27 protein-coding genes are annotated in these 26,772 nt (G+C 44.2%); 16 read left to right on the plus strand and 11 right to left on the minus strand.

Features of this window, described 5'->3' with window-relative positions; genetic code table 11:
- The first annotated feature begins 11 nt into the window (after window positions 1-11).
- Window positions 12-383, plus strand: a complete 372-nt coding sequence (locus tag B3V56_RS08830) for a DUF2802 domain-containing protein (protein ID WP_286303952.1) — start codon at window positions 12-14, stop codon at window positions 381-383.
- Here the strand turns inward: B3V56_RS08830 and B3V56_RS08835 are convergent.
- From B3V56_RS08835 to B3V56_RS08845, 3 genes are all read right to left on the minus strand, one after another.
- The gene (locus tag B3V56_RS08835; protein WP_289281950.1) at window positions 380-2,197 is read right to left on the minus strand and encodes a putative bifunctional diguanylate cyclase/phosphodiesterase; all 1,818 of its coding nucleotides are present in this window, start codon (window positions 2,195-2,197) and stop codon (window positions 380-382) included. The two genes, B3V56_RS08830 and B3V56_RS08835, sit on opposite strands and share 4 nt — an antisense overlap.
- Before the next feature lie 186 nt (window positions 2,198-2,383).
- Window positions 2,384-2,677, minus strand: coding sequence for an EscU/YscU/HrcU family type III secretion system export apparatus switch protein (locus B3V56_RS08840; RefSeq protein WP_286303950.1), 294 nt, complete (start codon window positions 2,675-2,677; stop codon window positions 2,384-2,386).
- Window positions 2,674-4,362 carry a flagellar hook-length control protein FliK gene (locus B3V56_RS08845; RefSeq protein ID WP_289284181.1) on the minus strand — a complete coding sequence of 563 codons (1,689 nt, stop codon included), beginning with the start codon at window positions 4,360-4,362 and terminating at the stop codon, window positions 2,674-2,676. The genes B3V56_RS08840 and B3V56_RS08845 overlap by 4 nt, the downstream gene beginning before the upstream one ends.
- A 65-nt stretch (window positions 4,363-4,427) precedes the next feature.
- On the opposite strand from B3V56_RS08845, the gene B3V56_RS08850 reads away from it, so the two are divergent.
- Window positions 4,428-5,309: a pentapeptide repeat-containing protein gene (locus tag B3V56_RS08850; protein WP_289284182.1), complete on the plus strand. Its 882-nt coding sequence runs from the start codon at window positions 4,428-4,430 to the stop codon at window positions 5,307-5,309.
- Here B3V56_RS08850 and B3V56_RS08855 read toward each other — a convergent pair.
- From B3V56_RS08855 to pgl, 4 genes are read right to left on the minus strand one after another with little or no spacing between them, the layout of a single operon-like run.
- Window positions 5,298-5,915, minus strand: a complete 618-nt coding sequence (locus B3V56_RS08855; RefSeq protein WP_289284183.1) for a DUF2238 domain-containing protein — start codon at window positions 5,913-5,915, stop codon at window positions 5,298-5,300. The genes B3V56_RS08850 and B3V56_RS08855 overlap by 12 nt on opposite strands.
- Before the next feature lie 21 nt (window positions 5,916-5,936).
- Complete coding sequence (apaG, locus tag B3V56_RS08860) at window positions 5,937-6,317, minus strand: Co2+/Mg2+ efflux protein ApaG (RefSeq protein WP_289243199.1); 381 nt, start codon at window positions 6,315-6,317, stop codon at window positions 5,937-5,939.
- A gap of 3 nt (window positions 6,318-6,320) precedes the next feature.
- Entirely contained in the window at window positions 6,321-7,307 is a 987-nt protein-coding gene (glk, locus tag B3V56_RS08865; RefSeq protein ID WP_289284184.1) for a glucokinase, read from the minus strand.
- 2 nt (window positions 7,308-7,309) lie between these two features.
- Window positions 7,310-8,020 (minus strand): 6-phosphogluconolactonase, encoded by a 711-nt coding sequence (gene pgl / locus B3V56_RS08870; RefSeq protein WP_289284185.1) that lies wholly within the window; start codon window positions 8,018-8,020, stop codon window positions 7,310-7,312.
- Between the two features lie 170 nt (window positions 8,021-8,190).
- Here pgl and B3V56_RS08875 point away from each other — a divergent pair, with 170 nt between their 5' ends.
- A complete protein-coding gene (locus B3V56_RS08875) occupies window positions 8,191-8,880 on the plus strand; it encodes an SIMPL domain-containing protein (RefSeq protein WP_289283208.1) in 690 nt (229 codons plus the stop codon).
- Window positions 8,881-8,924: 44 nt separating this feature from the next.
- On the opposite strand, the gene ilvA is transcribed toward B3V56_RS08875, so the two are convergent.
- On the minus strand, window positions 8,925-10,439 hold the full coding sequence (gene ilvA / locus B3V56_RS08880) for a threonine ammonia-lyase, biosynthetic (RefSeq protein ID WP_286303941.1): 1,515 nt from the start codon (window positions 10,437-10,439) through the stop codon (window positions 8,925-8,927).
- Window positions 10,440-10,601: 162 nt separating this feature from the next.
- On the opposite strand from ilvA, the gene rpiA reads away from it, so the two are divergent.
- The 3 genes from rpiA to lolD all read left to right on the plus strand — a co-directional run bounded on the left by rpiA (window position 10,602) and on the right by lolD (window position 13,261).
- Window positions 10,602-11,267, plus strand: a complete 666-nt coding sequence (gene rpiA, locus B3V56_RS08885; protein ID WP_289284186.1) for a ribose-5-phosphate isomerase RpiA — start codon at window positions 10,602-10,604, stop codon at window positions 11,265-11,267.
- A 67-nt stretch (window positions 11,268-11,334) separates the two neighbouring features.
- Entirely contained in the window at window positions 11,335-12,582 is a 1,248-nt protein-coding gene (locus B3V56_RS08890; protein ID WP_286303939.1) for a lipoprotein-releasing ABC transporter permease subunit, read from the plus strand.
- On the plus strand, window positions 12,575-13,261 hold the full coding sequence (gene lolD / locus B3V56_RS08895; RefSeq protein ID WP_289283206.1) for a lipoprotein-releasing ABC transporter ATP-binding protein LolD: 687 nt from the start codon (window positions 12,575-12,577) through the stop codon (window positions 13,259-13,261). Before B3V56_RS08890 ends, lolD begins: the two co-directional genes overlap by 8 nt.
- Here the strand turns inward: lolD and B3V56_RS08900 are convergent.
- The gene (locus B3V56_RS08900) at window positions 13,250-13,780 is read right to left on the minus strand and encodes a DUF2062 domain-containing protein (protein WP_286303937.1); all 531 of its coding nucleotides are present in this window, start codon (window positions 13,778-13,780) and stop codon (window positions 13,250-13,252) included. The genes lolD and B3V56_RS08900 overlap by 12 nt on opposite strands.
- A 44-nt stretch (window positions 13,781-13,824) precedes the next feature.
- Between B3V56_RS08900 and B3V56_RS08905 the strand changes: the two genes are divergently transcribed.
- The 7 genes from B3V56_RS08905 to kdsB are packed head-to-tail and all read left to right on the plus strand — an operon-like array spanning window position 13,825 to window position 20,853.
- Window positions 13,825-16,071 carry a DNA internalization-related competence protein ComEC/Rec2 gene (locus B3V56_RS08905; protein ID WP_289283205.1) on the plus strand — a complete coding sequence of 749 codons (2,247 nt, stop codon included), beginning with the start codon at window positions 13,825-13,827 and terminating at the stop codon, window positions 16,069-16,071.
- A gap of 56 nt (window positions 16,072-16,127) precedes the next feature.
- Window positions 16,128-16,784: a MotA/TolQ/ExbB proton channel family protein gene (locus tag B3V56_RS08910; protein WP_286303934.1), complete on the plus strand. Its 657-nt coding sequence runs from the start codon at window positions 16,128-16,130 to the stop codon at window positions 16,782-16,784.
- Window positions 16,759-17,178, plus strand: a complete 420-nt coding sequence (locus tag B3V56_RS08915; protein ID WP_286303933.1) for an ExbD/TolR family protein — start codon at window positions 16,759-16,761, stop codon at window positions 17,176-17,178. Before B3V56_RS08910 ends, B3V56_RS08915 begins: the two co-directional genes overlap by 26 nt.
- Window positions 17,179-17,181: 3 nt before the next feature.
- Entirely contained in the window at window positions 17,182-18,936 is a 1,755-nt protein-coding gene (msbA, locus tag B3V56_RS08920) for a lipid A export permease/ATP-binding protein MsbA (RefSeq protein ID WP_286303932.1), read from the plus strand.
- A gap of 5 nt (window positions 18,937-18,941) precedes the next feature.
- Window positions 18,942-19,925, plus strand: coding sequence for a tetraacyldisaccharide 4'-kinase (gene lpxK / locus B3V56_RS08925; protein ID WP_289283202.1), 984 nt, complete (start codon window positions 18,942-18,944; stop codon window positions 19,923-19,925).
- The gene (locus B3V56_RS08930) at window positions 19,918-20,097 is read left to right on the plus strand and encodes a Trm112 family protein (protein ID WP_091712526.1); all 180 of its coding nucleotides are present in this window, start codon (window positions 19,918-19,920) and stop codon (window positions 20,095-20,097) included. The genes lpxK and B3V56_RS08930 overlap by 8 nt, the downstream gene beginning before the upstream one ends.
- A 3-nt stretch (window positions 20,098-20,100) precedes the next feature.
- The gene (gene kdsB / locus B3V56_RS08935) at window positions 20,101-20,853 is read left to right on the plus strand and encodes a 3-deoxy-manno-octulosonate cytidylyltransferase (protein WP_289283201.1); all 753 of its coding nucleotides are present in this window, start codon (window positions 20,101-20,103) and stop codon (window positions 20,851-20,853) included.
- Here the strand turns inward: kdsB and B3V56_RS08940 are convergent.
- Window positions 20,839-21,114: a hypothetical protein gene (locus B3V56_RS08940; RefSeq protein ID WP_286303929.1), complete on the minus strand. Its 276-nt coding sequence runs from the start codon at window positions 21,112-21,114 to the stop codon at window positions 20,839-20,841. The genes kdsB and B3V56_RS08940 overlap by 15 nt on opposite strands.
- Window positions 21,098-23,575 (minus strand): Rne/Rng family ribonuclease, encoded by a 2,478-nt coding sequence (locus B3V56_RS08945; RefSeq protein WP_289283199.1) that lies wholly within the window; start codon window positions 23,573-23,575, stop codon window positions 21,098-21,100. The genes B3V56_RS08940 and B3V56_RS08945 overlap by 17 nt, the downstream gene beginning before the upstream one ends.
- Before the next feature lie 557 nt (window positions 23,576-24,132).
- Here B3V56_RS08945 and B3V56_RS08950 point away from each other — a divergent pair.
- The 3 genes from B3V56_RS08950 to B3V56_RS08960 are packed head-to-tail and all read left to right on the plus strand — an operon-like array spanning window position 24,133 to window position 26,771.
- Window positions 24,133-25,089, plus strand: coding sequence for an RluA family pseudouridine synthase (locus B3V56_RS08950; RefSeq protein WP_289283198.1), 957 nt, complete (start codon window positions 24,133-24,135; stop codon window positions 25,087-25,089).
- Window positions 25,089-25,748 carry an HAD family hydrolase gene (locus tag B3V56_RS08955; RefSeq protein WP_289283197.1) on the plus strand — a complete coding sequence of 220 codons (660 nt, stop codon included), beginning with the start codon at window positions 25,089-25,091 and terminating at the stop codon, window positions 25,746-25,748. Before B3V56_RS08950 ends, B3V56_RS08955 begins: the two co-directional genes overlap by 1 nt.
- Before the next feature lie 39 nt (window positions 25,749-25,787).
- On the plus strand, window positions 25,788-26,771 hold the full coding sequence (locus B3V56_RS08960) for a S49 family peptidase (RefSeq protein ID WP_289283196.1): 984 nt from the start codon (window positions 25,788-25,790) through the stop codon (window positions 26,769-26,771).
- Window position 26,772 lies beyond the last annotated feature (1 nt).

A 26,772-nucleotide genomic window follows, 5' to 3' on the forward strand; every position in this document is an offset into this window, starting at 1 on the left:
GAGTAAAGACAATGACTATTTTTGTCGTATTTACAGTGATGAGTGCCGTATTTCTGGTCATCGGTCTTGCCACTATGCGTCTGTTAAAACTGTATCAATTACAAACTAAGCGTATTCACGACCTTCAGAACCAAATTACTGCCTTGTGTGCTGGCGCAGCTGGTACAGATGAACGCATCCACAAATTTGAGCAAACCCTGGTTAAACTCAAAGATCACCAGCATAGTCTCGATTTGAATGCCAATCATCAGCCCGGTTATGACCATGCCATTCGTTTAGCCAAAAAAGGTGCTGATATCCAACAGCTGATTAATCACTGCAATTTGAGTGATGAAGAAGCTCACCTGATTACAACGTTACACGGACAACGTCACGTACATTAGCCCTTTGGTTTAGGAATCTTAGCGTTTGGTTTCCCCACCAAAAATCCTTGAACCATATCAACACCATAGCTTTTTAACAGCTCTAATGTGCTTTTTCTCTCAACAAACTCTGCGACCGTTTTTTTACCCAGGCTGTGTGCAATATCAATCATCGATTTCACAAGTTGCTGATCCACGGGATCATTATCTAAATCAGTAATGAATCCCCCATCAATTTTTAAGATATCAACAGGGAAGTGTTTCAGATAACTATAAGAATTAAAGCCTGCGCCAAAATCATCCAGTGCAAATCGACAACCCAAGGCACGTAAATCCGATACCATTTTTCTGGTCTGTTCAAAATTAGAGATAGCGTAAGTCTCAGTAATCTCAAACACAATCCGATTGGGATCAATTTGTGTTTGATTAAGTTTATCTCTGACTAGCTTAAATAAGTTCTCATCCAGAAATACATTGCCTGACAGATTAATGGCAAATGACAGGTTTTCTGGCATATTCACGATAAGTTCAAATACTTTCGCCACCACCCAGAAATCAATCTGATGAATCAGTCCCATCGATTCAGCAACGGGGATAAATTCTTTCGGATAGAAAATGACGTTACCTTCGCCACGCATACGGATTAAACATTCGTAGTGTGAGACTTGTTCAGTATCGAGAGAATAAATCGGTTGAAACTCTAATAAGAACAAACCTTCCTTCAGTGCAGCACGTATACGAGGGGCCCATTCCACACTATGACGCAAGGTATGCATTTCGCGATCTTCAGGGCTGTACAGGTGCACTCGATTACGCCCGCGCTTTTTGGCTGTATAGCAGGCTTGGTTAGAATGCGATAACAGTTCACCAACGGTGGTTGCATTATCTGCATCAATAATCTTCAAACCGATACTAGCCGATAGATGGTAATGGTGACCATGATGTTCAAAATCATAACCATCAAATAAATTTCGGAGCTCTTCTGCAAGCTCAATGGCAGTTTGTTTATCCGTATTATTGACCAGCACCGCAAACTCGTCTGATCCAATTCGTACCAGGATATCGTTGATATTAAAATAACGTCTCAGAGAATTAGCCACTTGTACCAGCAGAGTATCCCCTGCTTCATGGCCCTCAGCATCATTTAATACTTTGAAGCTATCTAAATCGATGTAAAAAAGCGCGCTCACGCTCATAAAATTACGCACCTGACTCAGAGTCATATCCAGTGCATTTTCAAGACGACGTCGATTCGCTAAGCCTGTTAAATCATCATGATTAACTGAAAACTGTAGGCGCGCTTCCATGACTTTAAGATTGGCCAATTCATCTTCAAGTTCTGTTTGTCGCTTAAACGTTTTATCACGCTCACGTTTGACTGCCAGAGCCGTCATGATAGCCGAAGGTAATGACTCTGCAGTCATAGGATGATAAAGCAGCGAGGTCACGCCATGCCCCAAATCCGTCAAAACCTGAGCATGATCCCAAACTGACTGTCTACAGAGTGAAATAATTGGAATTAGACGCCATTCATCAAACTGATCCATCACCAGACGAATATCTTGGGTAGAAATACCCGGTAAATCATCGTCCATTATCAACAGATCAATATCACATAAATCATTGTGGATACTCTGACGAAGCAAAAGCATGACGCCATCAGTATCTGTTGCACTTTCAATATGGGTGAAACCACTAATCTCGAGCAGGGTCTTGGTGAAAGCGGTCTCTGCTGGGTGTCGACCACCAATAATAATTTTTGCATCAAGGAGTTCTTTGACTGAGGCAACGCTAGCAGGAAGATCAGATTTCTGATCAAGCGCTATGTCACGCATCAACGTTTCCTTGATTTTATTTTTCATCAGATAGTGGAGCTACATTCAGTAGACCGGAAATTAAACATGCACTGACGATATCGGATATATATATTAAAATCAACACTTAATGTTAATTTTGTAATGCTAATTATAAAGTTTATGAGTCGCTCGAAACGAAATCTTCATACCTCAAAAGTATTTAGCTCAGTTTCCATTTTTATTTTCTCTTTTATTTACAGGAACTTTTCCTGATATCAGATAGGCGTAAGCAATCACTTCTGCTATCACCCGATAGAGCATCGGTGGAATTTCTTCACCCAAATTCAGTTCACTTAACATCTCGGTCAACAGCGCATCTTCACGCAAAGGAATATTGTGCTCCCGAGCAATCCGGATAATCTCTTCAGCAATATCCCCTTGACCACTCGCCGTGACAATAGGAGCATTCTCGCCATCATATTCCAGGGCAATCGCCTGTAATACATCCTTTTCACTCATACTGAAATATCCACAAGATAATCGTTCAAACGTGTCGTGTTTACGGGCGTTACCGGAGTAACAAGCGCCTGTCTACAACTCAGGTGATGAATGGAAAACCCCATCTCATTGAGTCGTCCATCTAAGTTATCTAAGTGACTTGAAAGTAAGTCTGCACTCTGCTGGCGTTCGGCCAAAATCACCACACTCACATTTTTGTCTTGCAGACTAATACGAGCCTGCATCGGACCTAAATTTTGCGTTTCCAGGTTCAACTGCACTTGCCACAGCACGGAGTCGTCATCTGTATTTTTGTTGGGAAAATGTTGCTCAACTCGCATTTGCAATAGTTCAAGTTGCTGCTTTTCTTTAACAGGTAAATCAAACAACCAGACATTCGCATTGGTATTCAAATCATTATCCTGCACCATCGATAATTGATTGAATTGAATTTTTGCACTGACCGATTCCACATCCTGTAACAAATCTCTCATCATCTGATACTCAATAGCACGTGTTACAGCTTGTTGAGCGTTTGCTGTCATATTCGTGGTCGGCAATGGCATAGCAGTTGACGTATTGGGCGATGCTTGGGGGGATTGTGTTTTTTCAGCTGTTGTTGCTGTTGTTAACCCCGCCAATAAACTGAATAAGAGCTGCGTTGGTGTCTGTCCTCTATTGGCTAAAGCAGGTGAAATTTGCGCAGGTAGCGCACGCAGTTCCTGAGGGGCTGATAACACTTGTTTGATTGCTGTCTGAACCTCCGTTGGTAGCTGTTTAATCAACTCAGGATTATCCAGAATTTTAGGTAGTAATGGTGACTGTATATGTGCTTTCAGCGTATCAGCTAGACGCAGTAAGTTGGCTTTCAAATTCTGCTGTAAATTTGATTGTGCTACATTTTGTTTCAACTGACTTTCAAGAAAAACACCACTATTGTTGATCGTTTGTTGTAATTTTTCTGGCTGTTGTAATGTCTGCTTATCGACTAAATTTTGGATTACATTGGTCAATGCCTGCCTGACAGGCTCAGGCAAAGTGGGTGTATTTGTGGCCGAGGTATTCATTGTCGCCGGCTTAGTGACGAAATTTTGTAATAACGGTAATAACGCTCTTTGGTAACTGACAATACGCTCTTCACGTGTCGCATTATCTGGCATTATTTTGACTGATAAAGGTATGGTTTTTAGAATCTCAAGCGCCAGCTTGTCGCCAACCTTAAATCCTTGATTAAGGTGACTGACATTAATTTCCATATGCTTGGGTAAAGCCGCATTTAATTGACTAAGTTGAGCTGCTTGGGACGAGTTAACTGCCTTATCAGTCACAAATTTAGGTGTGACTAACAGCTGGTTTTGTGCGAGTAGCTTCACCACATCGGCAGCGATGACCTGTCCGGATTTTAATAGCGTAGCTAATGTCGCTGCTTGTATTTCAGGCTTAGCTGACACTACGGGTGTGAGCTGAATCACGGGTTGGCCCGACTCAATAGACTTCTGCAATATGACCTTCTGCCCGGCAGAGAGATCTTGTTGTGTGTTGACATGGACAACCTTATCTCCGAGCTGAAGTTTGACTTGTTCGGCATTCACTCTTGCGATGACGGTTGCCTCCATTTTTTGTCCGGCAGGCAGCGTGTCTACCAGTTTTGAAGAGGCATTTGAAATCACTTCCGTGTTAGGCTGTTGGAATCTATTTATTTGCATAAAGCCACTATACAAGTCGACATGGTGCTAGTATAGCAATCTGGTTATTGCTAAGAGCAATGGCAATGAGACATAAACACGGACAATGGTATATTCGTAAGCAAGGGAAAATTTCTGGCCCGTTTACAGCTTCTGTTATCAGTAATCATTTAAAAGTGGGGAGACTTGCCTCAGATGATGAGGTATCCCGAGATCGGCGACATTGGCATACTTTTGCTGATTCTGACGATTTCACTGTCCCCCAACAAAAGGCGTCACCCATCAAGGGTTATCTGGATGAGCGTACTGGTGAGGACAGACGCAATACCCCACCCACGGAAGTTGACGAGACTATTCTGCAACAACGCAAAGGCGAGAGACGCGAGGAAGAAGCCGACGTTGCTCTAAAAAGACGAGCTCTGCGTCGCACCTTAATGCACCGTCATCGCAACCGTCATCAGAAAATACTTTGGCCCAGCTTAATCATTTTAATCATACTCAGCGTGGTCGCCAGTTTAGCCTTTTTTTATCCAACCAAACTGCCAACGCCGCAATCTGATTGTCAATCACCAGCCGCCCCCAATGTTAACTGGAATAACTGTCAGCTTTCTGGTCAACTTCTGACAAATGCTGATCTCTCAATGGCCCAAATGCGGGGTAGCATTCTCACTGATAGCAACATGATGAATAGTCAATTATCAGGAGCAGATTTAGCGTATAGCGATCTACGTAAAGCAAATTTGAGTTATAGCCAATTAAATAATGCTGATCTTAAAGGTGCTAACCTGCGAGAAGCGGATTTAGTCGAAGCAGATCTATCGAATGCGGACTTATCGTATGCTGATCTAACTAATGCTAATATCAGCGGTGCCATTACTCTCACGACTAAATTAGACAACGCTATATGGATTGATGGCACGGTGTGTGGCAAAAATTCTACCGGAGTGTGCCGACGGTCAGGGCAGTAACGCACCCAATTGACGATCTTGGATGCGAGCAAAAAACCATTGAGCAAATAGGCTGCCGTTTAAAGCCAAGAACATATCCCATTGTGTATCCCAGTTATCACCTTGTGTTCCCAGAAAAGCTTCTGCAGCCTGGGCATTAATCACTGCAGCCGCCCACTCCACAAATTCATAACAAGCACTGATGGCAAGACTGATGGAACACACTATAAAAAATAACCACTTGCCGCGTTGCAGTGGTGAAGTTCGTAATAATATTTCGCGGGATAACAGAGCCGGTACCACGCCCTGGATAAAATGACCCAACCTATCATAATGATTGCGGGCTAGATCAAACGTTTGTTGAATCCATTCAAACAATGGATTTTCTGCGTAAGTGTAATAACCACCCACAATTAATATAAAAGCAAAGAGACTGATCGCTCGAACGGAAATAATCGTCAGGGGAAACTGTCTGTGAGTGATAAGCAATATGGGTATGGCTATCATCACGGGCACGGTTTCCATAAACCAGGTCAACCGGTCTGCCACTGGATCAATAGCAGAAACAAGCAAAGCTATTGAAACTAAACTTAGCCAGACGACTTTCTCTTTATTGCTTGTCAGCATTCTGAAAAGCTCAGAAGACAATCAATGTAGCGTGCGTGGAACAGCTAGGGTAAATGCCGGAATATTGACTTCGAATCGCTCACCGTTATCTCCCAGCATCTTGTAATGACCTTGCATCATACCGACAGGTGTATCCAACATTGCTGCGCTGGTGTAAGTGAATTCCTGCTCAGGTGCAAGATAAGGATGCAGACCTACCACACCATCCCCTTCCACTTCCTGCTCATGACCATCACCACCGGTAATTTTCCAATAACGGGACAATAATCTGGCCGATGACTGACTCTGATTCTTAATGGTGATGGTATAAGCAAACAAATAGCGTGCTTTTTCTGGATCAGATTCTTCATCCAGGTAGGTGGTTTCTACATCAACTGAAATATCGTTATTATGTTCATTCATATGTTAATTATACATGGCTTTTTGTGCTAAGAAGCGAGCACCTTTTAGCCCGACTTCATCATCAAGCACGATATGAACCGGTATCTGCTCCATCAACATTGTCATGCGGCCTTTTTCAACAAAACTGTTGATAAATGATGGCGCTCTGAACTTGGCAATATTTTTCAGCAGAATATTACCCACCAGATAAACGCCCCCTCGAGCCAATGTGGTCAGCGCTAAATTACCAGCTTGAGCAGCGTAAATACGTACGAACATATCTAAGGCTTCATTTGCCAAAATATCATTCTTTTCTATGGCGAACTGGCTGATAGCCGATGCGGCATCACTGTTTACCATCGCCAGACGTAACGCGTTATTTTCATCAATTTGCTTATAGTCCCGTAGGAAATGATAGAGACTGACAAGCCCGCTTCCACAAACAATACGATCATAAGAAACATGACCATGTCGCTGCTGGAGATGCTCCAGGAAAAGCTGTTGGGTTCGATCTAAGGGGGCAAAATCAACATGCCCGCCTTCTGTTGCAAAAACTTGCCACTGATTCTCCTGCGGAATCAAAATAGCTTGTCCTAATCCCGTACCAGCACCTAATACAACACGGGGATATGACTGATTGGGTTCACCCGCTTGTAACGTCTCAACCTCGCTATCAGCTAAACCCGCAATACCATAACCCACTGCTTCGAAATCGTTACAAAGTATGACCCTTTCAATTGAAAACTGCTTTTCAATGACACGGGCATCTAACTTCCAGGGCAGCTTAGTGACTTGGCCATATTGTCCACTCACCGGACCCGCCAGTGCGACACAAGCAATGTTGATAACACACGATTGAGGAAGCTGTTCAATAAATGCCGTCAGGATGGCATCAAAGGTATCAAAGCGCTGACTGTCTAATTTCAGTTTATGGGTCACTTGGCCATTTGCATCGGATAACTCAAATAGCGTTTTAGTCCCACCTACATCGACAGCCAGCACATGTGTCATGGTTACTTACCTGCAGCCGCCTGATCCATAAACCAATAATAATCGTGTTGAGGCGCCAAACGCTGAACAGGTAAGCCTGATACAGCATCGCTGGTAATATCACTTACGATAGCCGCTTTTGCTTCTCCTGCGATGAAAACAATCACCTGACGTGCGGCATTAATAACAGGATAGGTGATAGTCACACGCCATGAGTCAAATTTCTCAACATAAAGATGAGTGGTAAGTGTATCCGTCACATCTAAAGCAGGCGTGTCTGGAAATAAGGATGCAATATGTCCATCAGGCCCCAATCCGAGCAGCACTAAATCAAATGGTGCATCTTTCATCACAAATTTCATAGTATCGGCATAATGAACAGCGACATCAGCCGCATCACCACTCTCAGTTGGCATGCGATGCACATTCTCTGTTGGAATAGGAATTAAATCGATCATGGCCTGACGCGCCATTTTAAAATTGCTGTCATCGTGAGTAGCGGGAACACAACGCTCATCACCAAAAAACAAATGTACCCTAGCCCAGTCAATCTGTTCTAAATAAGGTGAGGTAGCTAATTTTTCATACAAGCCTTTAGGTGTTGAACCACCCGCCAAGGCCACATAAAAAACACCTCTTTTTGCAATCGCTGATCGAGCTGTACTGACAAAATGTTCTGCGGCTGCTTTAATTAAACTCGTCGCATCAGGCAGGATTTTTTGTTCTGCTTTCATTGTGTTCCTCAATTTTTGATTATGTAAACTATGCTGAAATACAGACGGTGAGTTTTATACAACGCCACCATCAATTTCGACTGATTATTGCCAGCATGATATATCAAAACTTAACGCTTTTGAGCTAGTCTTAAAAGACGCAGCATTTTTATTCAATTAAGGAAGGACCTATGAAACACACTTTGGCATTTATTTCGCTTTTAGCCATGAGCCCCCTCACTTTTGCTGAAGACCTTGCTCAAATGGGTATAGTCTCACTCGATACCAGTGCCAGCATGAATGTTGAAAATGATGAACTTATAACGCGTTTACAAGTATTTGAACAAGGAAAAGACCCTGCCAAATTAACTGACATGGTCAACAAAAAAACAGCGCTGGTTCTGGATGCGGTGAAAAACTTCAATGCGATTCAAGCTGAAACATCCAATTACACCACGCAGCCCGTTTATGATGAGGGCAAAATTGCCAGCTGGCGCGTCAGTCAGCAATTGACGCTTGAAACCCGCCAGTTTGATCAAATGAGTCAGTTTATTGCGGACATCAATACACTGGCCAATATTCAATCTATGCAGTTTATGGTCTCAGACGATCGTGCTGAAAAAGTCAAAACCGATTTACTTAAACAAGCTATCAGCAAATTCAAAGATAAAGCACAACTCATCAGCACTGAATTTGATCGCAGTGGTTATGAAATTGTGTCCATATCCATTGATGGTAATTCATTTACCCCAATGCCAATGATGGAACGCGCCAATATGATGTCAGCGGATATGAGAGTCAAAGCTGCACCAGCTGCATTAGCCGGCGGCAGTAACGAAATTTCAGTGAACGTTCGCGGCAGTATCAAACTCAATCAATAAAGCCCAAAGCCACGGCAGCATAAATGACTGCCGTGGCTACCTTATTACTTCAGAAACAGATCGTAAGCAGGATTGTCGGTCTCTTCCCAGTAAGTGTATCCAAGCGTATCCAAAAAGATTTGGAACTCCTGTTTATAATCATCACCCACCTGAATGCCCACCAGCACACGACCATAATCAGCCCCATGATTACGGTAATGGAAAAGGCTGATATTCCAGCGCTGCCCAATGCGCGTTAGAAACCGTAGTAAGGCGCCTGGGCGCTCTGGAAATTCAAAACGAATTAGACGTTCATTATCTACCTGAGGGGCATGACCACCGACCATATAACGTACATGTAACTTGGCAGTTTCATTATCAGTGAAATCAACCCAGTCATACCCAGCTTGATCCAGCTGTGAAAATAATTGTTGGCGTTCTTCTTCCTGGCCGTTCATTCTGACACCAACAAAAACCTGAGCTTGCTTGTCATCAGCGTAACGATAATTAAATTCAGTAATCCCTCGTTCACCCAGTGTTTTACAGAATTTTTGGAAGCTGCCTGGTTGTTCATCAATTTTAGTGGCAAACAAGACTTCTCGACGCTCACCAATTTCGGAGCGCTCAGCAACATGACGTAAACGATCAAAATTAATATTGGCACCACTATTGATGGCAACGAGTTGCTGATTTTCCATCGGGTTGTTGGCTAAGTATTTTTTTACTCCAGCCACAGCGAGTGCGCCAGATGGCTCAGCAATAGAACGCGTGTCCTGAAAGATATCCATAATGGCTGCACATAACTCATCACTACTGACAGTCACGACCTCATCCACTGTTTCACGACAGATTCTGAAAGGTTCGACACCAATTTGTCTGACCGCCGTGCCATCAGCAAACAATCCGACTTGATCCAGTTTGACACGCTCATCCGCCTCCAGCGCCGCTTTCAGGCTAGCTGCATCAGCCGGTTCAACCGCAACGATTTTAATGTCTGGCCAGAATGCTTTGATATAAGCGGACACACCGGATATCAATCCACCACCACCGACAGGCACAAATACGGCATGAATAGGATCAGGGTGTTGACGGATAATCTCCATCGCAATCGTGCCTTGTCCGGCAATGACTTCAGGATCATCATAAGGGTGAATAAAAGTGCGACCATCTTTCTCAGCAACGGATAAGGCATAAGCACTGGCATCGTCATAACTATTGCCGTGCAGTTTAATTTCCGCACCATAAGCCCGCACCGACTCCACCTTGATAGGTGGTGTAGTTTTGGGCATGACAATCAAAGCAGGAATATTCATTTTATTCGCTGCCAGCGCTACGCCTTGCGCATGATTGCCCGCTGAGGCACAAACAACGCCACGTTCTCGCTCATCAGCAGATAACTGACTCATACGATTGTAAGCGCCGCGTAATTTAAATGAAAAAACCGGTTGAAGATCTTCTCGTTTAAGCAAAATCGTGTTGCTTAATCTCTTCGATAAACGAGGCATAACCTCAAGAGGTGTCTCATTTGCCACATCATAAACGCGCGCTTTAAGAATTTTTTCTACGTATCCAGTCAGCATTTCAGCCCAAATCAGTCAGTTATGTTGAAAAAAAGACTCAGTGATCAACAGCTAAATCCTGTCATCATTTTCTAAGCAATCGCTTACGTTACCATTGACCGCCATTTATCTCTATAATTGCCGGGATAATTTTTAAGTGTATTGAAACAAAGGAAGCTGCATATGAATGCTGATGAAATGAAAAAACAAGCTGCGTGGGCAGCGCTTGAGTACATCAAAGGTAACGGAATTGTCGGTGTTGGCACAGGCTCTACCGTGAATCACTTCATTGATGCGCTGGCCACCATCAAAGATCGTATTGAAGGCGCAATATCAAGCTCAGAAGCCTCAACACAAAAATTAGAAGCGAATGGCATCAAAGTATTTGATTTAAATGATTGCAACGACATCGAAGTGTATGTCGATGGCGCAGACGAGTCTAACCACTTACTCGAATTGGTCAAAGGTGGTGGCGGTGCGCTGACACGTGAAAAAATCATTGCCGCAGCCAGTAAACAATTTGTTTGTATTGCTGATGCATCTAAACTTGTCGACGTTCTGGGTAAATTCCCTCTTCCTGTGGAAGTCATTCCAATGGCACGCAGCTACGTTGCTCGTGAAATCGTCAAGCTGGGTGGTCAACCTGTCTATCGTGAAGGTGTGATCACAGATAATGGCAACGTAATTCTGGATGTTCATGGTTTAGATATCATGGAACCTATTAAATTAGAAAAAACACTGAATGATATCGTCGGTGTAGTCACCAATGGTTTATTTGCGATGCGCCCAGCAGATGTGCTGTTACTGGGTTCACCAGAAGGAACCAAAACCGTCTTCGCGAAATCATAAAAGGCGAAACATGGACTGATCCTGCTTAGCAGGATCAGTTTTCTCTCTCATCACTATTGGCGACATTATGTTCAGACCGCTCAGTCTCTATATCGGCATGCGTTATACACGCGCCAAACGTCGTAATCACTTCATTTCTTTTATTTCATTAACCTCCATGCTCGGTGTGGCATTAGGTGTAGCCGCTCTCATCACCGTGCTGTCTGTCATGAACGGGTTTGAAAAAGAACTGAAAGATCGCATTCTCGGAATGACCTCACATGCGTTCATCACTGGCGAAGATGGCACGCTGAGAGACTGGCCAGATTTACAGGATTTGATTAAGCATGATCCCGATGTGATTGCCTCGGCTCCTTTTGTAGAGGGTCAGGCCATGCTCAGTCAGGGAAGCCGTGTCAGAGGCACGCTGGTTCGCGGTATTGATGCCGATATGGAACAAAGCGTTTCTACGATTGGTGAGAAAATCATTCAAGGCAAATTAGCTGATTTAACTGACGGTAGCTTTGGCATTGTCTTAGGTAAAGATTTAGCTTCCGCTATGGGCGTGACAACCGGTGACAAAATCACCATGATCACACCACACGTTAGTCCCACACCCGCAGGCGTGATTCCTCGTCTTAAACGTTTAACTGTTGTCGGTATTTTTGAAATAGGTATGTATGAATATGACAGCGGCCTAGCCGTGATGAATATCAACGATGCCGCTAAATTATTCAAAATTCCCGATCGCGTCACTGGCTTACGCTTAAAGTTTGATGATGTCTTCAAGGCACCACAACTACTTCGCAAAGTCATGCAGGATGTTCCCGTTAATTATCGAGCTGCTGACTGGACATTCCAGCACGCCAATTTTTTCCGCGCCCTAAAAACAGAAAAAACAGTGATGTTTGTCATCCTGATGCTTATCGTGGCAGTAGCAGCATTTAATATCGTATCGACCTTAGTGATGATGGTCACCGATAAACAATCTGATATCGCTATATTGCGTACCTTGGGTATGAGTCCACGTAGTGTTATGGGTATTTTTATGGTGCAAGGCACGTTAATCGGTTTAATCGGTACCGCCATGGGTGTTGTTGGTGGCGTGCTGCTGGCCTGGAATATTGAGTCTTTGATCGCCAGTTTAGAAAAACTGCTCGGGTATCAATTCATGCCTGCAGATGTGTATTACATCAGTAGTTTGCCATCACAGCTAGAATGGAGTGATGTCACCGTCATTGCTATCACGGCTTTTGTCTTATCGATTCTTTCCACGCTTTACCCTTCATGGCGTGCATCACAGATTAAACCGGCCGAGGCGCTTCGTTATGACTAATCAAGCAGTATTATCTGCCAGCCAATTATCAAAATCTTTTACAGATGGTCAGTTAAAAACCGATGTGCTGAATAATGTGAACCTGACTGTAAACCGTTCTGATCGTATTGCCATTATCGGCAGTTCTGGTTCTGGTAAAAGCACCTTACTACACATTCTTGGTGGACTTGACTCTCCCACAGAGGGCCAGGTACTGGTGCAAGGTCAAGATATTCATGCCATGAAAAATAAAGCGGCAAGTCGATTACGTAATCAGCAGTTGGGTTTTGTGTATCAATTTCATCATTTGCTGCCAGAGTTTACGGCTGTTGAAAATGTCGCTATGCCATTAGTGATTGGAGGCATGTCACCCACCTCAGCTCAAGAACAAGCGACCGAACTGCTTGATAAAGTCGGACTAGCCCATCGCTTTCAACATAAACCCAGTGAATTATCGGGTGGTGAACGCCAACGGGCAGCCTTGGCCAGAGCATTAATCACCGAACCCTCCTGCTTACTGGCGGATGAGCCAACGGGCAATCTGGATCATCGAACAGCTCAAGGGATTTTTGATCTGATTCTGAAATTAAATGAAGATTTTGGCACGGCATTGGTGATTGTGACTCACGATACAGGGCTTGCCGCTAAAATGGATCAACAACTGACATTGATTGATGGCTGTCTGGCTTCAGGAGCCTGATTTATCTTTTTGTTGGCGCTGACGTTGTGTCCATGTATGGATAACAACCAGTCGCCAACCTATTCGAACAAAAAGAATCCCCGCTATGGCGGATACCAGTCCTAGAATTGTGCAACCTAAGAGTAGTGGTTGCCATATGGCCAGAAACTCTTTTGAAAACCATTCCCAAGTCAGACTAAAAGCTGGGGCGCCCATGGGGATACTCAATACCCAAGCCCCGAGTTTATAGGCGTAGAAAAAAATAGGTGCCATGGTGAAAGGATTAGTAATCCAAACACCCATCGCTGCAATAGGAAGATTCACCCGGAATAAAATGGCTAATGCCGCTGCAATAAACATTTGACCAGGAATCGGCATAAACCCAACAAACAGCCCTAACGCCACCCCACCTGAAATAGAGCGTCGATTGGTATGCCATAAACGTGGTTCAGTTAGTCGCTGACCAAACTTACGCAGATGTGGATGTTCGCGCATCGTGTTGTGATCTGGCATGATGCGTTTTAGGAATTTACGAGGCATAGCGTCTCAGTAACATGCTAAGTCGGGCGTCATTATAGGGATATATGAATAAAACTGCCATTGCATTTTTGCTCGGCACATTGCTTGGTCTATATGTCAGCAGTCCTCTGGTAATAGGGAGCTTACTATTATTGTTTTTCGTGGCATTAGCCTATTATCGAAAACTATGGATTTTAGGTTTTATTGTCGGACTATTGTGGTGTGCATTTCAAGCTCAATCAGCTATTCAAAACAAACTAGCTGCAGACACGCCTGCAAAAACAACGCAAGTACAAGGGCTTATCGCCTCCATACCTCAGACAGGTCATCACCATATTAGTTTTGAATTTTGTCCAGAAGATTCATCCCTCCCCAAAAAAATTAAACTCAGCTGGTATTACCCACCTGAAGACATCCCTCAAGCTGGAGAGCGCTGGCAATTCACTGTCAAACTCAAACCACCCTATGGCATGGTGAATCCCGGTGGTTTTGATTATGAAAAATGGTTATTCAGCCAAGGCATTGGCGCAACGGGTTATATAAAAAAAGCAGAAGATAATCAGCGACTGGCCACATCATCTCAATGGCAGATCAATGCCTGGCGCTCTGAGGTCGAGCAGCATATTCGGTCACTCATTCCTCAAGCGGAACAATTACCTTTAATACTCGGTTTAGCTATAGGCCAACGTGACGATATCAATCAAACCCAATGGCAAGTATTACGCGACACGGGCACCAGTCATCTGATGGCGATCTCAGGCTTGCATATCGGACTGGCCTCCGCTTTAGGTTTTTTAGTGACAAGCGCTTTCTGGCGCTATTGTCCGTTGACATCCGTTCGAATCCCCGCGCACAGAATAGGCGCACTGGGCGGACTGTACACTGCTATTTTTTATGCTTGCCTGGCAGGCTTATCCATTCCCACTCAACGTGCATTGATTATGGTGAGTCTGGCTATGCTAGCTGTATTTTTTAAACGTGCATTCTATCCCTCACATGTGTTGTCACTCGCCTGCATGATTGTTTTATTCCTTGATCCTTTTGCCGTGTTAAACGCAGGGTTTTGGTTATCCTTTGGTGCCGTTGCGATCATTTTGATGAGTTGCACTCAGCGTTTCCCAGGTATCAAACTGGCCTGGCTGAAAATTCATTTCCTCATGGCTGTGGCACTGATACCGCTACTGATCATTTTCTTTAACGATGTATCTGTCGTATCCCCTATAGGCAATCTGATGGCAGTACCTCTGGTGAGTGTATTGATTGTACCGCTGATTATCCTGGCTATGATGCTCTTGCCGCTCAGCATGAAGCTTTCATCATTATTGTTAGCAGCGGCAGATTATTTACTCAACTGTCTCTGGTCTATTTTGTCCTGGCTAAGTCACTTGTCATTTGCCAGCTGGCAAACACCCGTTTATCCCTGGCCAATATTGGTCATGTTGGTACTGGCTGTTTTATTCATGTTGTTGCCTAGGGGCTTTCCAGGAAAATATCTCGCTATCTTGTTGTTAATGCCTCTTTTGTTTTACAAGACTGACCGCCCGGCTTCGGGGGATGTTTTTGTCAGCGTTTTAGATGTCGGACAAGGCCTGGCTTCTGTCATCGAAACAACACACCACACGTTAATCTTTGATACAGGACCGAAATACAGTCAGAGCTTTAATACTGGTGAAGCTGTTGTGGTGCCTTTTTTACGTTATCGAGACATTGATGATGTTGATATGGTTATCATCAGTCATGGTGACAATGATCATATCGGTGGCTTATCTGGCATTCTCAAGCATATAAACGTCACACAAATCATGACCAGCCAACCCCTCGAGCATAAAGTCACCACCTTGTGTACCGCGGGCCAACACTGGCAATGGGATCAGGTTGAATTTAAAATTTTGCATCCGTTTCAAAATCAATCAGGCTCGGACAATGAACGTTCCTGTGTCCTCCAGATAAAAGGCAAAAATCTGTCAGTATTATTACCCGGTGATATTGAAAAACAAGGCGAACAAATATTAGTAGCCAGCTATGGAAAATCGCTTAAATCCGATGTGTTACTTGTACCTCATCACGGTAGTAAAACATCTTCCAGCCGTCATTTCATCGAGTCCATGTCTCCAAAGTATGCTGTTTTTTCTGTTGGTTTCCGTAATCGGTATGGTTTTCCTGTGACTGACGTAGTTGATCGCTACAGAAACATTCCTAGTACCATTCTCAGAACCGACTTGAATGGCGCTATCCTCTTCGGTAGAGGCGATAGTCCAATATTCTGGCGTCAACAACAAGAACAATTGTGGACGTCGAAAGCTACTGAGTAAGTCAATTTTCACGTATCATGAGCGCTATTTTCATTTAAACAACTGAGACTGACATCATGCTGGAATTGTTTAAAGCAGGCGGTTGGTTAATGATCCCGCTATTTATCTGCTCGGTCATTGCCATTGCGATCATCGCAGAACGTTTTTGGAGCCTACAAAAGAAACGCATTGCCCCCAAGGAGCTCATTACCCAAATCTGGCAATGGTTAAAGTTTAATCAGGTTGATGAACATCGCATCAAAGCACTGCAAAGCAACTCCCCTCTTGGCCAGATTCTGGCTGCTGGCCTCGTCAACCGCAACAGTTCACGAGAAATAACGAAAGAAAGTATTGAGGACATTGGACGTCATGTCACCGTGGCCCTAGAGCGCAATCTCAACACATTGGGAACAATCGCAGCCATTTCTCCATTACTAGGCTTATTGGGTACGGTTTTAGGCATGATTAAAGTCTTCGCCGTTATTACCACCGCCGGAGTGGGCAATCCTGAAGTGCTGGCAGGTGGTATTTCAGAAGCTTTGATTACCACGGCTACCGGCCTGGCTGTCGCCATTCCTAGTTTGATTTTTTATCGCTATTTCCGCGGTAAAATTAATATGTTAGTGGTAGGCATGGAAGAACAAGCGATGCAGCTTATCGAGATTCTGCATGGTGACCGTCAGTATGATCCAGATGAGGAAGCAAGACGTGAATCTATCACCAAAACGCTCTGAGGAACCCGATGTCAATCTGACCCCGATGATTGACGTCGTTTTTCTGCTGTTATTGTTTTTTATGGTCTCCACCAGTTTTATTCGTGAAAGCTCATTAAAAGTAGACCTACCTGAGGCGACGGGCGAAGCCATGGCTGAGCAGATCGATCCTATCGATATTGTGATACAAGCGGATGGTAAAGTCCTTATCAATGATCAGGCAGTCACTAACGTCACCTCCGCTGGGCTAGCCGAGGTGTTAAAACGCGTTGTTGGTGAACAAAATGATCCTCATGTGATTATTAGTGCTGATGCCAAAGCAGAATATCAACTTATCGTCACAGCGATGGATACAGCACAACAACTCGGCTACACCAAATTGACCCTGGCGACACGTCAAACAACTGCGGAATAATCAATGAGTCAAACACCTGTCACCCTGACAGCCGTCCAGCTTTACAAGCGTTTATTAAACTACGTTAAACCCTATTGGCTGGCTTTTCTGATATCGATACTGGCGATGATTGTCTTTGCCGGCACAGAAACCGGCATGGCCGCCTTAATGAAACCTCTACTTGATGGCAGCTTTGTAGAAAAAGATCCCACTACGATTAAGTACGTGCCACTGATGCTCATCGGTTTGTTCTTTATCCGGGGTGTGGCTAATTTTCTGACGACATATGGATTGGGCTGGATTGCACGTAATGTCATTAAAACCTTACGTGAAGAAATGTTTGAAAAACTCATTACGCTACCTGCGAGTTTTTACGACAAAAATAACTCTGGTCAGCTTATGTCCAAACTGCTTTACGATGTCGAGCAAGTTGCGGGCGCGGCTACTGATGCTATTTTGACTGTTATACGTGACACATTAACGATCATTGGTCTGATTGCCTGGATGATTTATCTCAATGGTTTCCTGTCTCTGATCATTTTAGTGACCGTCCCCTTTGTGGCTGTTCTGGTTTATTTTGTCAGCATACGGTTTCGTCGAATCAGTAAAGAAATTCAGGGTTCTATGGGCAATGTCAGTCATGTCTGTGGAGAAATCATTGAAGCGCATCGCGAAGTCAAAACATTTGGTAGTCAAGTGTATGAAACTGAACGGTTTGATCGTATCAACAGAAAAAACCGTGGCCAGCAAATGAAGAAGATAGCCACGGATGCCTGTAGTGAGCCGGTGATTCAGTTAATTACTGTGTTAGGCCTTGCTGTCGTCATTTATCTGGCCACGCTGCCAGAAGTGCTTGAAGCCATCACAGTCGGGAGCTTCATTTCCTTTATCACGGCGATGTTCATGTTGTTAACACCATTAAAGCGCTTAACAAAAATAAACTCAAAACTACAGGCAGGTATCGCAGCAGCCGAGAGTATTTTCACCTTACTGGATGAAGAACCTGAGCATGACAATGGCACACTTACCATGGACCGTGCCAAAGGACAGATTGAATACCGTCACGTCAGCTTCAGCTACGATGAGGGAAAAGGAAGCGTACTCAATGATATTTCTTTTCATGCAGAACCTGGACAAACCATCGCTTTTGTTGGTCATTCAGGCAGTGGTAAAACCACATTAGTCAGCTTGCTGGCACGGTTTTACAATATTGAAAAAGGACAAATTCTGATTGATGGCGTTGATATCAGTCAGCTCACATTAAAAGATTTGCGTAAACAATTGTCTCTGGTTAACCAACAAGTTGTCTTGTTTAACGACACGATAGCTAACAACATCAGTTATGGTCAGGCAGGTGACGTTAGTGAAGAAGCGATTATACAAGCCGCTAAGTCAGCTCACGCCTGGGAGTTCATTCAGAAACTCCCTCAGGGACTACACACTGAAGTTGGTGAAAATGGTGTACTGTTATCCGGCGGACAACGACAACGTCTGGCTATTGCAAGGGCACTGCTCCGAAACTCACCTATTCTGATTCTGGATGAAGCCACCTCTGCCTTGGATACTGAGGCTGAACGCCATATCCAGGCGGCGTTTGAAGAGCTTATGCGTGAACGCACTACGCTGGTCATTGCTCATCGCCTATCTACCATCGAAAAAGCCAATAAAATTATTGTCATGCATGATGGTGAAATTCTTGAAACAGGTACTCACCAGCAATTATTAGCTAATGGCAAACACTATGCCGAGTTGTATCGTCTACAATTTCAGGATGACTGATCATCATGCGCTGGTTAACTGACAGTTGGTATCAGTCCGGCACCAGATATTGGCTTTTATTACCGCTTAGCTGGTTATATCGGCTTGTCATATTCTGTCGTCGGTGGGCTTATCGTCAAAACTTGCTGCCCAAGCACACCATGCCTGTACCGGTCATTGTTGTGGGCAATATTACGGTTGGCGGCACCGGTAAAACACCCTTTGTTATATGGTTGGCTCAACAGCTTAGCCAAGCGGGTTATAAGCCAGGGATTATCAGTCGTGGTTATGGTGGCGCCAGCAGAAAATATCCATTAGAAGTCACAGCAAACAGCCATGCGAAACAATGTGGTGATGAACCCGTACTCATCGCAAAACGCACAGCATGTCCGGTCGTTGTTCATCCAGATCGTCCACAAGCAGCGATTCATCTGCTCAGCCAGCATCATTGTGATGTGATCATTTCTGATGATGGTTTGCAACACTATGCATTAGCACGTGACCTGGAAATTGTGATTATCGATGGTAAAAGACGTTTTGGAAATAAACAGTGCCTGCCGGTAGGTCCACTAAGGGAACCCTTGTCTCGTTTAAATTCTGTTGATTTGATTATCTATAATGGCTCTAGTGATGAACATGGTCATTCCATGCAGCTAAACCCTATGCAGTGGGTCAATGTACATGATGAGACCGTGACCATGCCATTAAGCTATTTCCAGCATAAAGAGGTCCATGGGGTAGCCGGAATCGGTCATCCTAAACGGTTTTTTGATTCTTTAGCCGCTCATGACATTATTGTTCACCCTCACGACTTTACTGATCATCATCAGTATTTACCGGATGACCTGAGATTTTATGATGACCTCCCCATTCTAATGACCGAGAAAGATGCCGTAAAATGTCAGTCTTTTGCTCACAAAAATATGTGGTATTTGCCGGTTGAGGCCACACTCGATAGCCCTGTATTTCCGGCTATTCACCAAATATTAAAGGAACGATCTAATGGATAACGCGCTTTTAGAGATACTCGCCTGCCCTGCTTGTAAAGGTAAATTGCATTATAAAAAAGAGTCTCAGGAATTAATTTGTAAAGCTTGCCGTCTTGCTTATCCGGTTAAAGACGATATTCCCGTCATGTTGATAGAGGAAGCACGTCAAATGCCAGCAGATGAAGAGGTCTAATGAATGAGCTTTAATATCATTATTCCAGCTCGTTATGCATCAAGTCGCCTGCCAGGTAAACCGCTAATAGATATTGCTGGTAAACCCATGATTCAACATGTCTATGAACGTGCTCTGGAGAGTGATGCTGACAAGGTCATTATCGCAACAGATGATGAACGTATTGCTGACACAGTGACCGCTTTTGATGCCGATGTATGTATGACGGCGGAGACTCATCGCTCCGGAACAGACAGACTGGCCGAAGTTGTTGAAAAACGCCAGTTCAATGATGAGGAAATAGTGATTAATGTACAAGGTGATGAGCCTTGTTTACCTGCCTTACTGATTAATCAGGTTGCTGCAGACTTGGCTCAACACAAAGAAGCAGATATGGCTTCGTTATTTAGTCGAATTCATCAAGAGAAACAAGTATTCGATCCTAATGTGGTCAAAGTGGTAATGGACAGTCAAGGCTATGCTTTATATTTTAGCCGTGCTCCTATTCCGTGGATGCGAGATCACTTTCACAAAACGGAATTACCACCAGAACTTCCTCATTATCGCCATATTGGCTTATATGGTTACCGCGCTCACTTCTTAAAAAACTACGCAGGGATGGCGCCGTGTTTGCTTGAAACGGAAGAATCATTGGAACAGCTACGAGTATTATTCCACGGGAAAAAAATCCACATGTCAGAAGCTCTTATCAGTGCCGGACATGGGGTAGATACAGAAGCAGACTTAATTGAAGTCAGGCAGTTATTGGCAGAGTAACTTATCTAAACCTGCGGCAATAAGCTCAGCGTGTAAATTTCCCTCACCATCAAATACAGGTAGGGTATACGTTACTGGCACCGGTCGGTGTCCTTCGCCATATTGATTGGGCTGAATGTTGTGGCCCGACTCGAGCACTTGCAGGATTAATTCAGCGCCATCCAACAACTCAATAATCTCACAACGTTGTTGTTGATACGAAACTTGCTGGCCAATTAAGGCCAGCAGTTCTTCATGCGGAATATTACTCTTGCGTGGCATTCGTCTCACTCGCTTCAGATTTGGCCTTATTTTTCTTTTCAGAGCCATTATCATCCGAAGACGAATTTTTTTCTACCACCGGTTTTTTTTCCTCAGCTGGTTTTTCTACCTTTTTATCAACAGGCTTATCTGTCGCTTCTGGCTTGTGAGCTGGTTTTGCAGCATCCTCGTTACTAGAAGCATTATTAGCAGCAGCCGCTTCTGCTTTATCCTTATCACTCGGACGACGACGTCTATTTGTCGGGCCTGACGAACGTGGTCTGCGTGGTTTTGAGGCAGGTACTTTGTTGCCATCCACTTCGGGCTCTTTTTCTGCCTTAATCACATTACCATTCACTTCTGGCTCAGGCTCAGGAACGGCATTGCCATTAACCTCAGGTGGCGGCGGTGGAGCAATGTTGCCTTTCTGAGTGTCAGCTGAGTTATTATTCTCAGGTGATGTATTTTCAGCGCGAGCAGGACGACGGCGACGGCCTCCACGACGTGAGCGTCGACCATTACTGCTACGCGTCTGCTTATCATCATTATTGTCTGAAGCAGCCTCTTCTTTTACTGGATTTGCTGATTCAGTCTTCTTCTGCTCAGTATTGTCCGTATTTTTATCATTTCTACGGCGTGATTTTTTACGTTCATTATTATCAGCAGATTCCTGATTCTGATTATTTGCTGAATTATTCTTAGAACGACCACGTCCTCGACGATTCTGTGTGCGTTGTTCTGGTGAGCTTTTTTCTTTTTTTGTATCCACGACAGGCTTTTCTTCCTTCTCTGGCTCACTTTTTCCTGTCAGCACATTTAACAAACGTTTCAGCAGGCTAGGTTTTTGTTCAGGCTCTTTTTCCTTAACAATCACCGGTGCAGGTGCTGCGGGTGATATTCCCTTCACTGCTGGTTGTTCCATGACGGGTTTATCGCGTAATACTACCGGAACCTCTTGTTCTGGTTGAGAGATAAGCTGGTGACTGACTTCATTTCGCTCACCGCCATCTTTGATACGTTCGATATCGTAATGAGGTGTTTCAAGGTGTGGATTCGGTATCAACACCACTTTCACACCGTGACGCTTTTCAATAATATCGACTTGTTCGCGTTTATCATTAAGAATGAACGTGGCAACAGGTACAGGCAGTTGAACGATTAATTGCGTGACCTTATCCTTAGTTGCTTCTTCCTCAATCAGGCGTAATACCGCCAGCCCCAAGGATTCCACACCACGCACATGGCCAAGACCAGCACAACGTGGGCAAATTTCCTGATGGGCGTCACCAAGAGCAGGACGCAAACGCTGGCGAGACATTTCCAGCAAACCGAAACGAGATATCCGACCAACCTGAACACGTGCACGATCGGCTTTCAGATGTTCACGCAGGCGATTTTCAACTTCGCGCTGATTACGGCTAGGCCCCATATCGATAAAGTCAATAACGACCAAACCACCCAGATCGCGTAATCTTAACTGACGTGCAATTTCTTCGGCAGCTTCCAGGTTGGTGTTAAGTGCTGTTTCCTCTATATCACCGCCTTTATTCGCGCGTGCTGAGTTAACATCAATCGAGATCAACGCTTCCGTGGGATCGATAACTAATGCGCCACCGGAAGGTAAACGCACTTCATGTCGAAAAGCGCTCTCAATCTGGCTTTCAACTTGATAACGAGTGAATAGCGGCACTCTATCCTGATAGAGTTTAAATTTACTGAGTTCATGCGGCATAACCATGCGCATAAAGTCATAGCCTGTTTGATACACTTCAGGTGAATCGACCAGAATTTCACCAATGTCTTTACGCAGGTAATCACGTAAAGCACGGATAATGATATTACTTTCCTGGTAAACCAAAAATGGCGCATTGCGATCTTTGACAGCCACGTCGATAGCTGTCCAGAGCTGCACAAGATACTCAAGATCCCACTGTAACTCTTCTGGCTGCTTTCCAACACCAGCAGTTCGTACAATCATGCCCATGCCTTCAGGGACTTCTAAGGAGCGTAAAGCTTCTTGCAACTCTGCACGGTCATCCCCTTCAATACGACGAGAAATACCGCCTGCGCGAGGACTGTTGGGCATCAGAACTAAATAACGACCAGCCAGGCTGATAAAAGTTGTCAGAGCCGCACCTTTATTGCCACGCTCTTCTTTTTCGATTTGGACAACTAATTCCTGACCAACAGAAAGCACATCCTGAACATTGAGACGCCCATTGTTGTCATCAGAATCATCACGTTTTTTAAAGTACGTTTTTGAAATTTCTTTCAGTGGCAAAAAGCCTTGTCTTTCTGCACCATAATCAACAAAAACAGCTTCTAAGCTCGGCTCTACTCGAGTGATTTTTCCTTTATAGATGTTACCTTTTTTCTGTTCTCTGGATGGGGTATCAATATCCAGATCAAATAGGCGTTGGCCATCGACCATTGCCACACGCAACTCTTCTTCATGTGTTGCGTTGATTAAAATTCGTTTCATGCACTAACCTCAATGTTGAGGTTCGCATATCCTGCCGCCCACCATCGTAGGGGACGCGTTAGCCAGTCGGGCTTTACAGAGCGACGATGTCTGTTGTTCAGTAATTAATTGTCTATCGTATCGTTTCTTTCATGCGCCATCCCATCAAGGCGTACATGAGTCATCTTTTTCTTTCATCGGGTTGCAATAAGGTTCTGCAACTTTCATTGGTTTCTTAGCTTACCTTCAAGCCTAAAATCTGAACCATTTTTTGTTTATATTAATTACTTAATTGTCGTCCTGTCTGATGCGTCTTTCTACTCGTTTTGATGGCAATCAAGACATGGGAACCTGATATTCTTACAAGGGCTCCCTATGAGCCCACCCGCTGAACCCCTGTCCAGCGAAGATATATATTTGTTTACCGGGCGCCGCATCAACCTCTTTTTCGAGGGCGCGACGCAAAATTCAGTCATCGTGGACAAAAGTAGGTATACTGACCTCATTTTACGCACGGACCAACGTTCGAATATAGCAGTCTATTGCCATCTCAGCAACTCAAAATTTAACCTATTTCTATGGCAGCTCACAAACCTCAGTCACAAAAAGTACAATTTATTGAAATAAGCGCATCTCAAGCTGGGCAGCGTATCGATAATTTTTTGCTTACACTTGAAAAAGGTGTGCCAAAAAGTCGGATCTATCGTGCCATCCGGAAAGGTGAAGTGCGTGTCAATAAAGGCCGTATTAAACAAACCTATAAAATCCAGGCTGGTGACTCTATTCGTGTGCCACCCTTGCAGGTATCTGAAAAAAATCAGCCAACAGAGATTTCAGACGCATTAAAACAGCAGTTACTCGCTTGCATCATTTTTGAAGACGAATCCATGCTGGTGTTGAATAAACCCTCAGGTCTGGCCGTTCATGCAGGCACTCAGATTCAAATGGGCGTCATCGAAGCCTTCAGACTGATAAAACCTGAATTAGAATTTATCGAGTTAGTTCACCGCCTCGATCGTGACACATCAGGTTGTTTGTTAATAGCAAAAACTCGTGAATGTCTATTGAGTCTACAACAACAAATGCTTTCTGATGAAATCGACAAACGTTATTTAACCTTATTAAAAGGTGAAATCAGGCAAGATGAACTCTACGTCGAACAACCTCTTCAAAAAAATACCGTCTCTTCCGGTGAACGCATGGTCAAAGTCGACTCTGCAGGAAAAAAAGCCAAAACCTTATTTATCACCAAACAAGCTTTTGGCCTTGCCCAGCTGACTGAGGTCAAACTCTTTACTGGCAGAACTCATCAGATACGTGTCCATTCAGCCTGGTCTGGTCACCCTGTTGCAGGTGATGACAAATATGGCGATCGCGAATTCAATAAAACCATGAAAAGCTATGGCCTGAAACGCTTATTTCTTCACGCTTGGCGTCTGGGTATCAGACATCCCATCAGCAATGAGCCACTTCTATTGGAGGCCCCTCTTCCAGACAACCTGGTGAGCGTTGTTTCACACATGGAGCATGCATAATGGACTACCAGCTCATCGTATTTGATTGGGACGGCACCTTGATGGATTCAACGGCACACATCACTCATTGTATGCACCGAGCTATTTCAACCTTATCTTTAGAACCACTGTCAGATACGCAAGTCAGCCATATTATCGGGCTGGGATTACATGAAGCAGTGCAAACACTCTATCCAGATGCTGATGCGGCAACCTGGACAGCATTAGCTGACTGCTATCGTCAAACCTGGGTAAACACGCCGGAGTCAACACCGCTTTTTGCCCATGCTGAAGCCTTGCTAGGTCGACTTAATGAACAAAATATTCTGTTAGGCGTGGCCACAGGAAAAAGTCGTAGAGGCTTGGATAGAGCCCTCCAACAAACAGGGTTGGGTGACTTGTTTGTATCAACCCGCTGCGCTGATGAATGCCATTCAAAGCCACACCCACAAATGCTGATGGAACTGATGGATTATGCTGGTGTCACTTCTGACCAAACGCTGATGATAGGTGATACAGAGTTCGACTTAATGATGGCCCATAATGCCGGTGCTGACAGTCTCGGAATCACTCATGGTGCACACCCAGAACTCACTCTTAAAGCAGCGAACCCCAGAGCCATTGTTCATGATCTATATCAAGTTGAGAAGTGGTTAGCTCGTCCTGACACAGAGTTTTGATATGATGGCATACTTATGTTTTTTTCAGGATAGATAAACATGGCAACATTTGGCGATTTCCCACCTAATAATAATTCGGAAAATACAAGCAACAGCAAGGAAGATCAGACTTGGGAACGCAATGTTCTGAGAGATTTGGCGTTTGCAGCCATAAGAGAACAGCGTAACAAACGCCGCTGGGGATATGTCTTTAAAGGCCTGATTTTTTTATATCTTATCGCCTTTCTGATTCTAAGTTACTCACCCAAACAATTATCTTCTGCTACTGGCCCCCACACAGCCATGGTTGAAATCAGTGGTCCTATCGCCAGTGAATCCGAAGCGAATGCTGACAGTATTGTTACGGGTATTCGTAACGCTTTTGAAGATCAATCAGCCAAAGGTTTAATCCTGAGAATGAATACCCCCGGCGGCAGCCCTGTTCAGTCAGGTATCGTCAATGATGAAATTCAGCGCCTCAAAAAAACACGCCCTGATTTTCCCGTCTATGCTGTTATTCAAGATGTCTGTGCCTCAGGCGGTTACTACATCGCCGTAGCAGCTGACAAAATTTATGCAGATAAAGCCAGTATAGTCGGCTCAATTGGCGTCAGAATGGATGGTTTTGGTTTTACTGATTTAATTGACAAGGTAGGTGTCGAAAGACGTTCTTTAACCGCTGGTGAACACAAAGCATTCTTAGACCCATTCCTGCCGATGAAAGAGGCGGATCTTGAACATGCCCACAATATGCTGGACACCATTCATCAACAATTTATTGACGTAGTAAAAGAAGGTCGTGGCGATAGATTGGCGAATAATGATGATTTATTCTCTGGACTGTTCTGGTCGGGAGAGCAAGCTTTCGATCTTGGTTTGATTGATGGTTTAGCAAACACCAGTACTGTGGCACGTGATATTCTGGGCGCAGAAGATATTGTTGATTACACCCCGCGTCCAAACTACCTTGATCAGTTTGCAGGCAAGCTCGGCGCATCTATCTCTCAATTCGTCAGTGAGAAGGCATCATGGAGTGTGAAATAAT

It is taken from the genome of Methylophaga sp. UBA2513 (assembly GCF_002341285.1).
Taxonomy (GTDB): domain Bacteria; phylum Pseudomonadota; class Gammaproteobacteria; order Nitrosococcales; family Methylophagaceae; genus Methylophaga; species Methylophaga marina.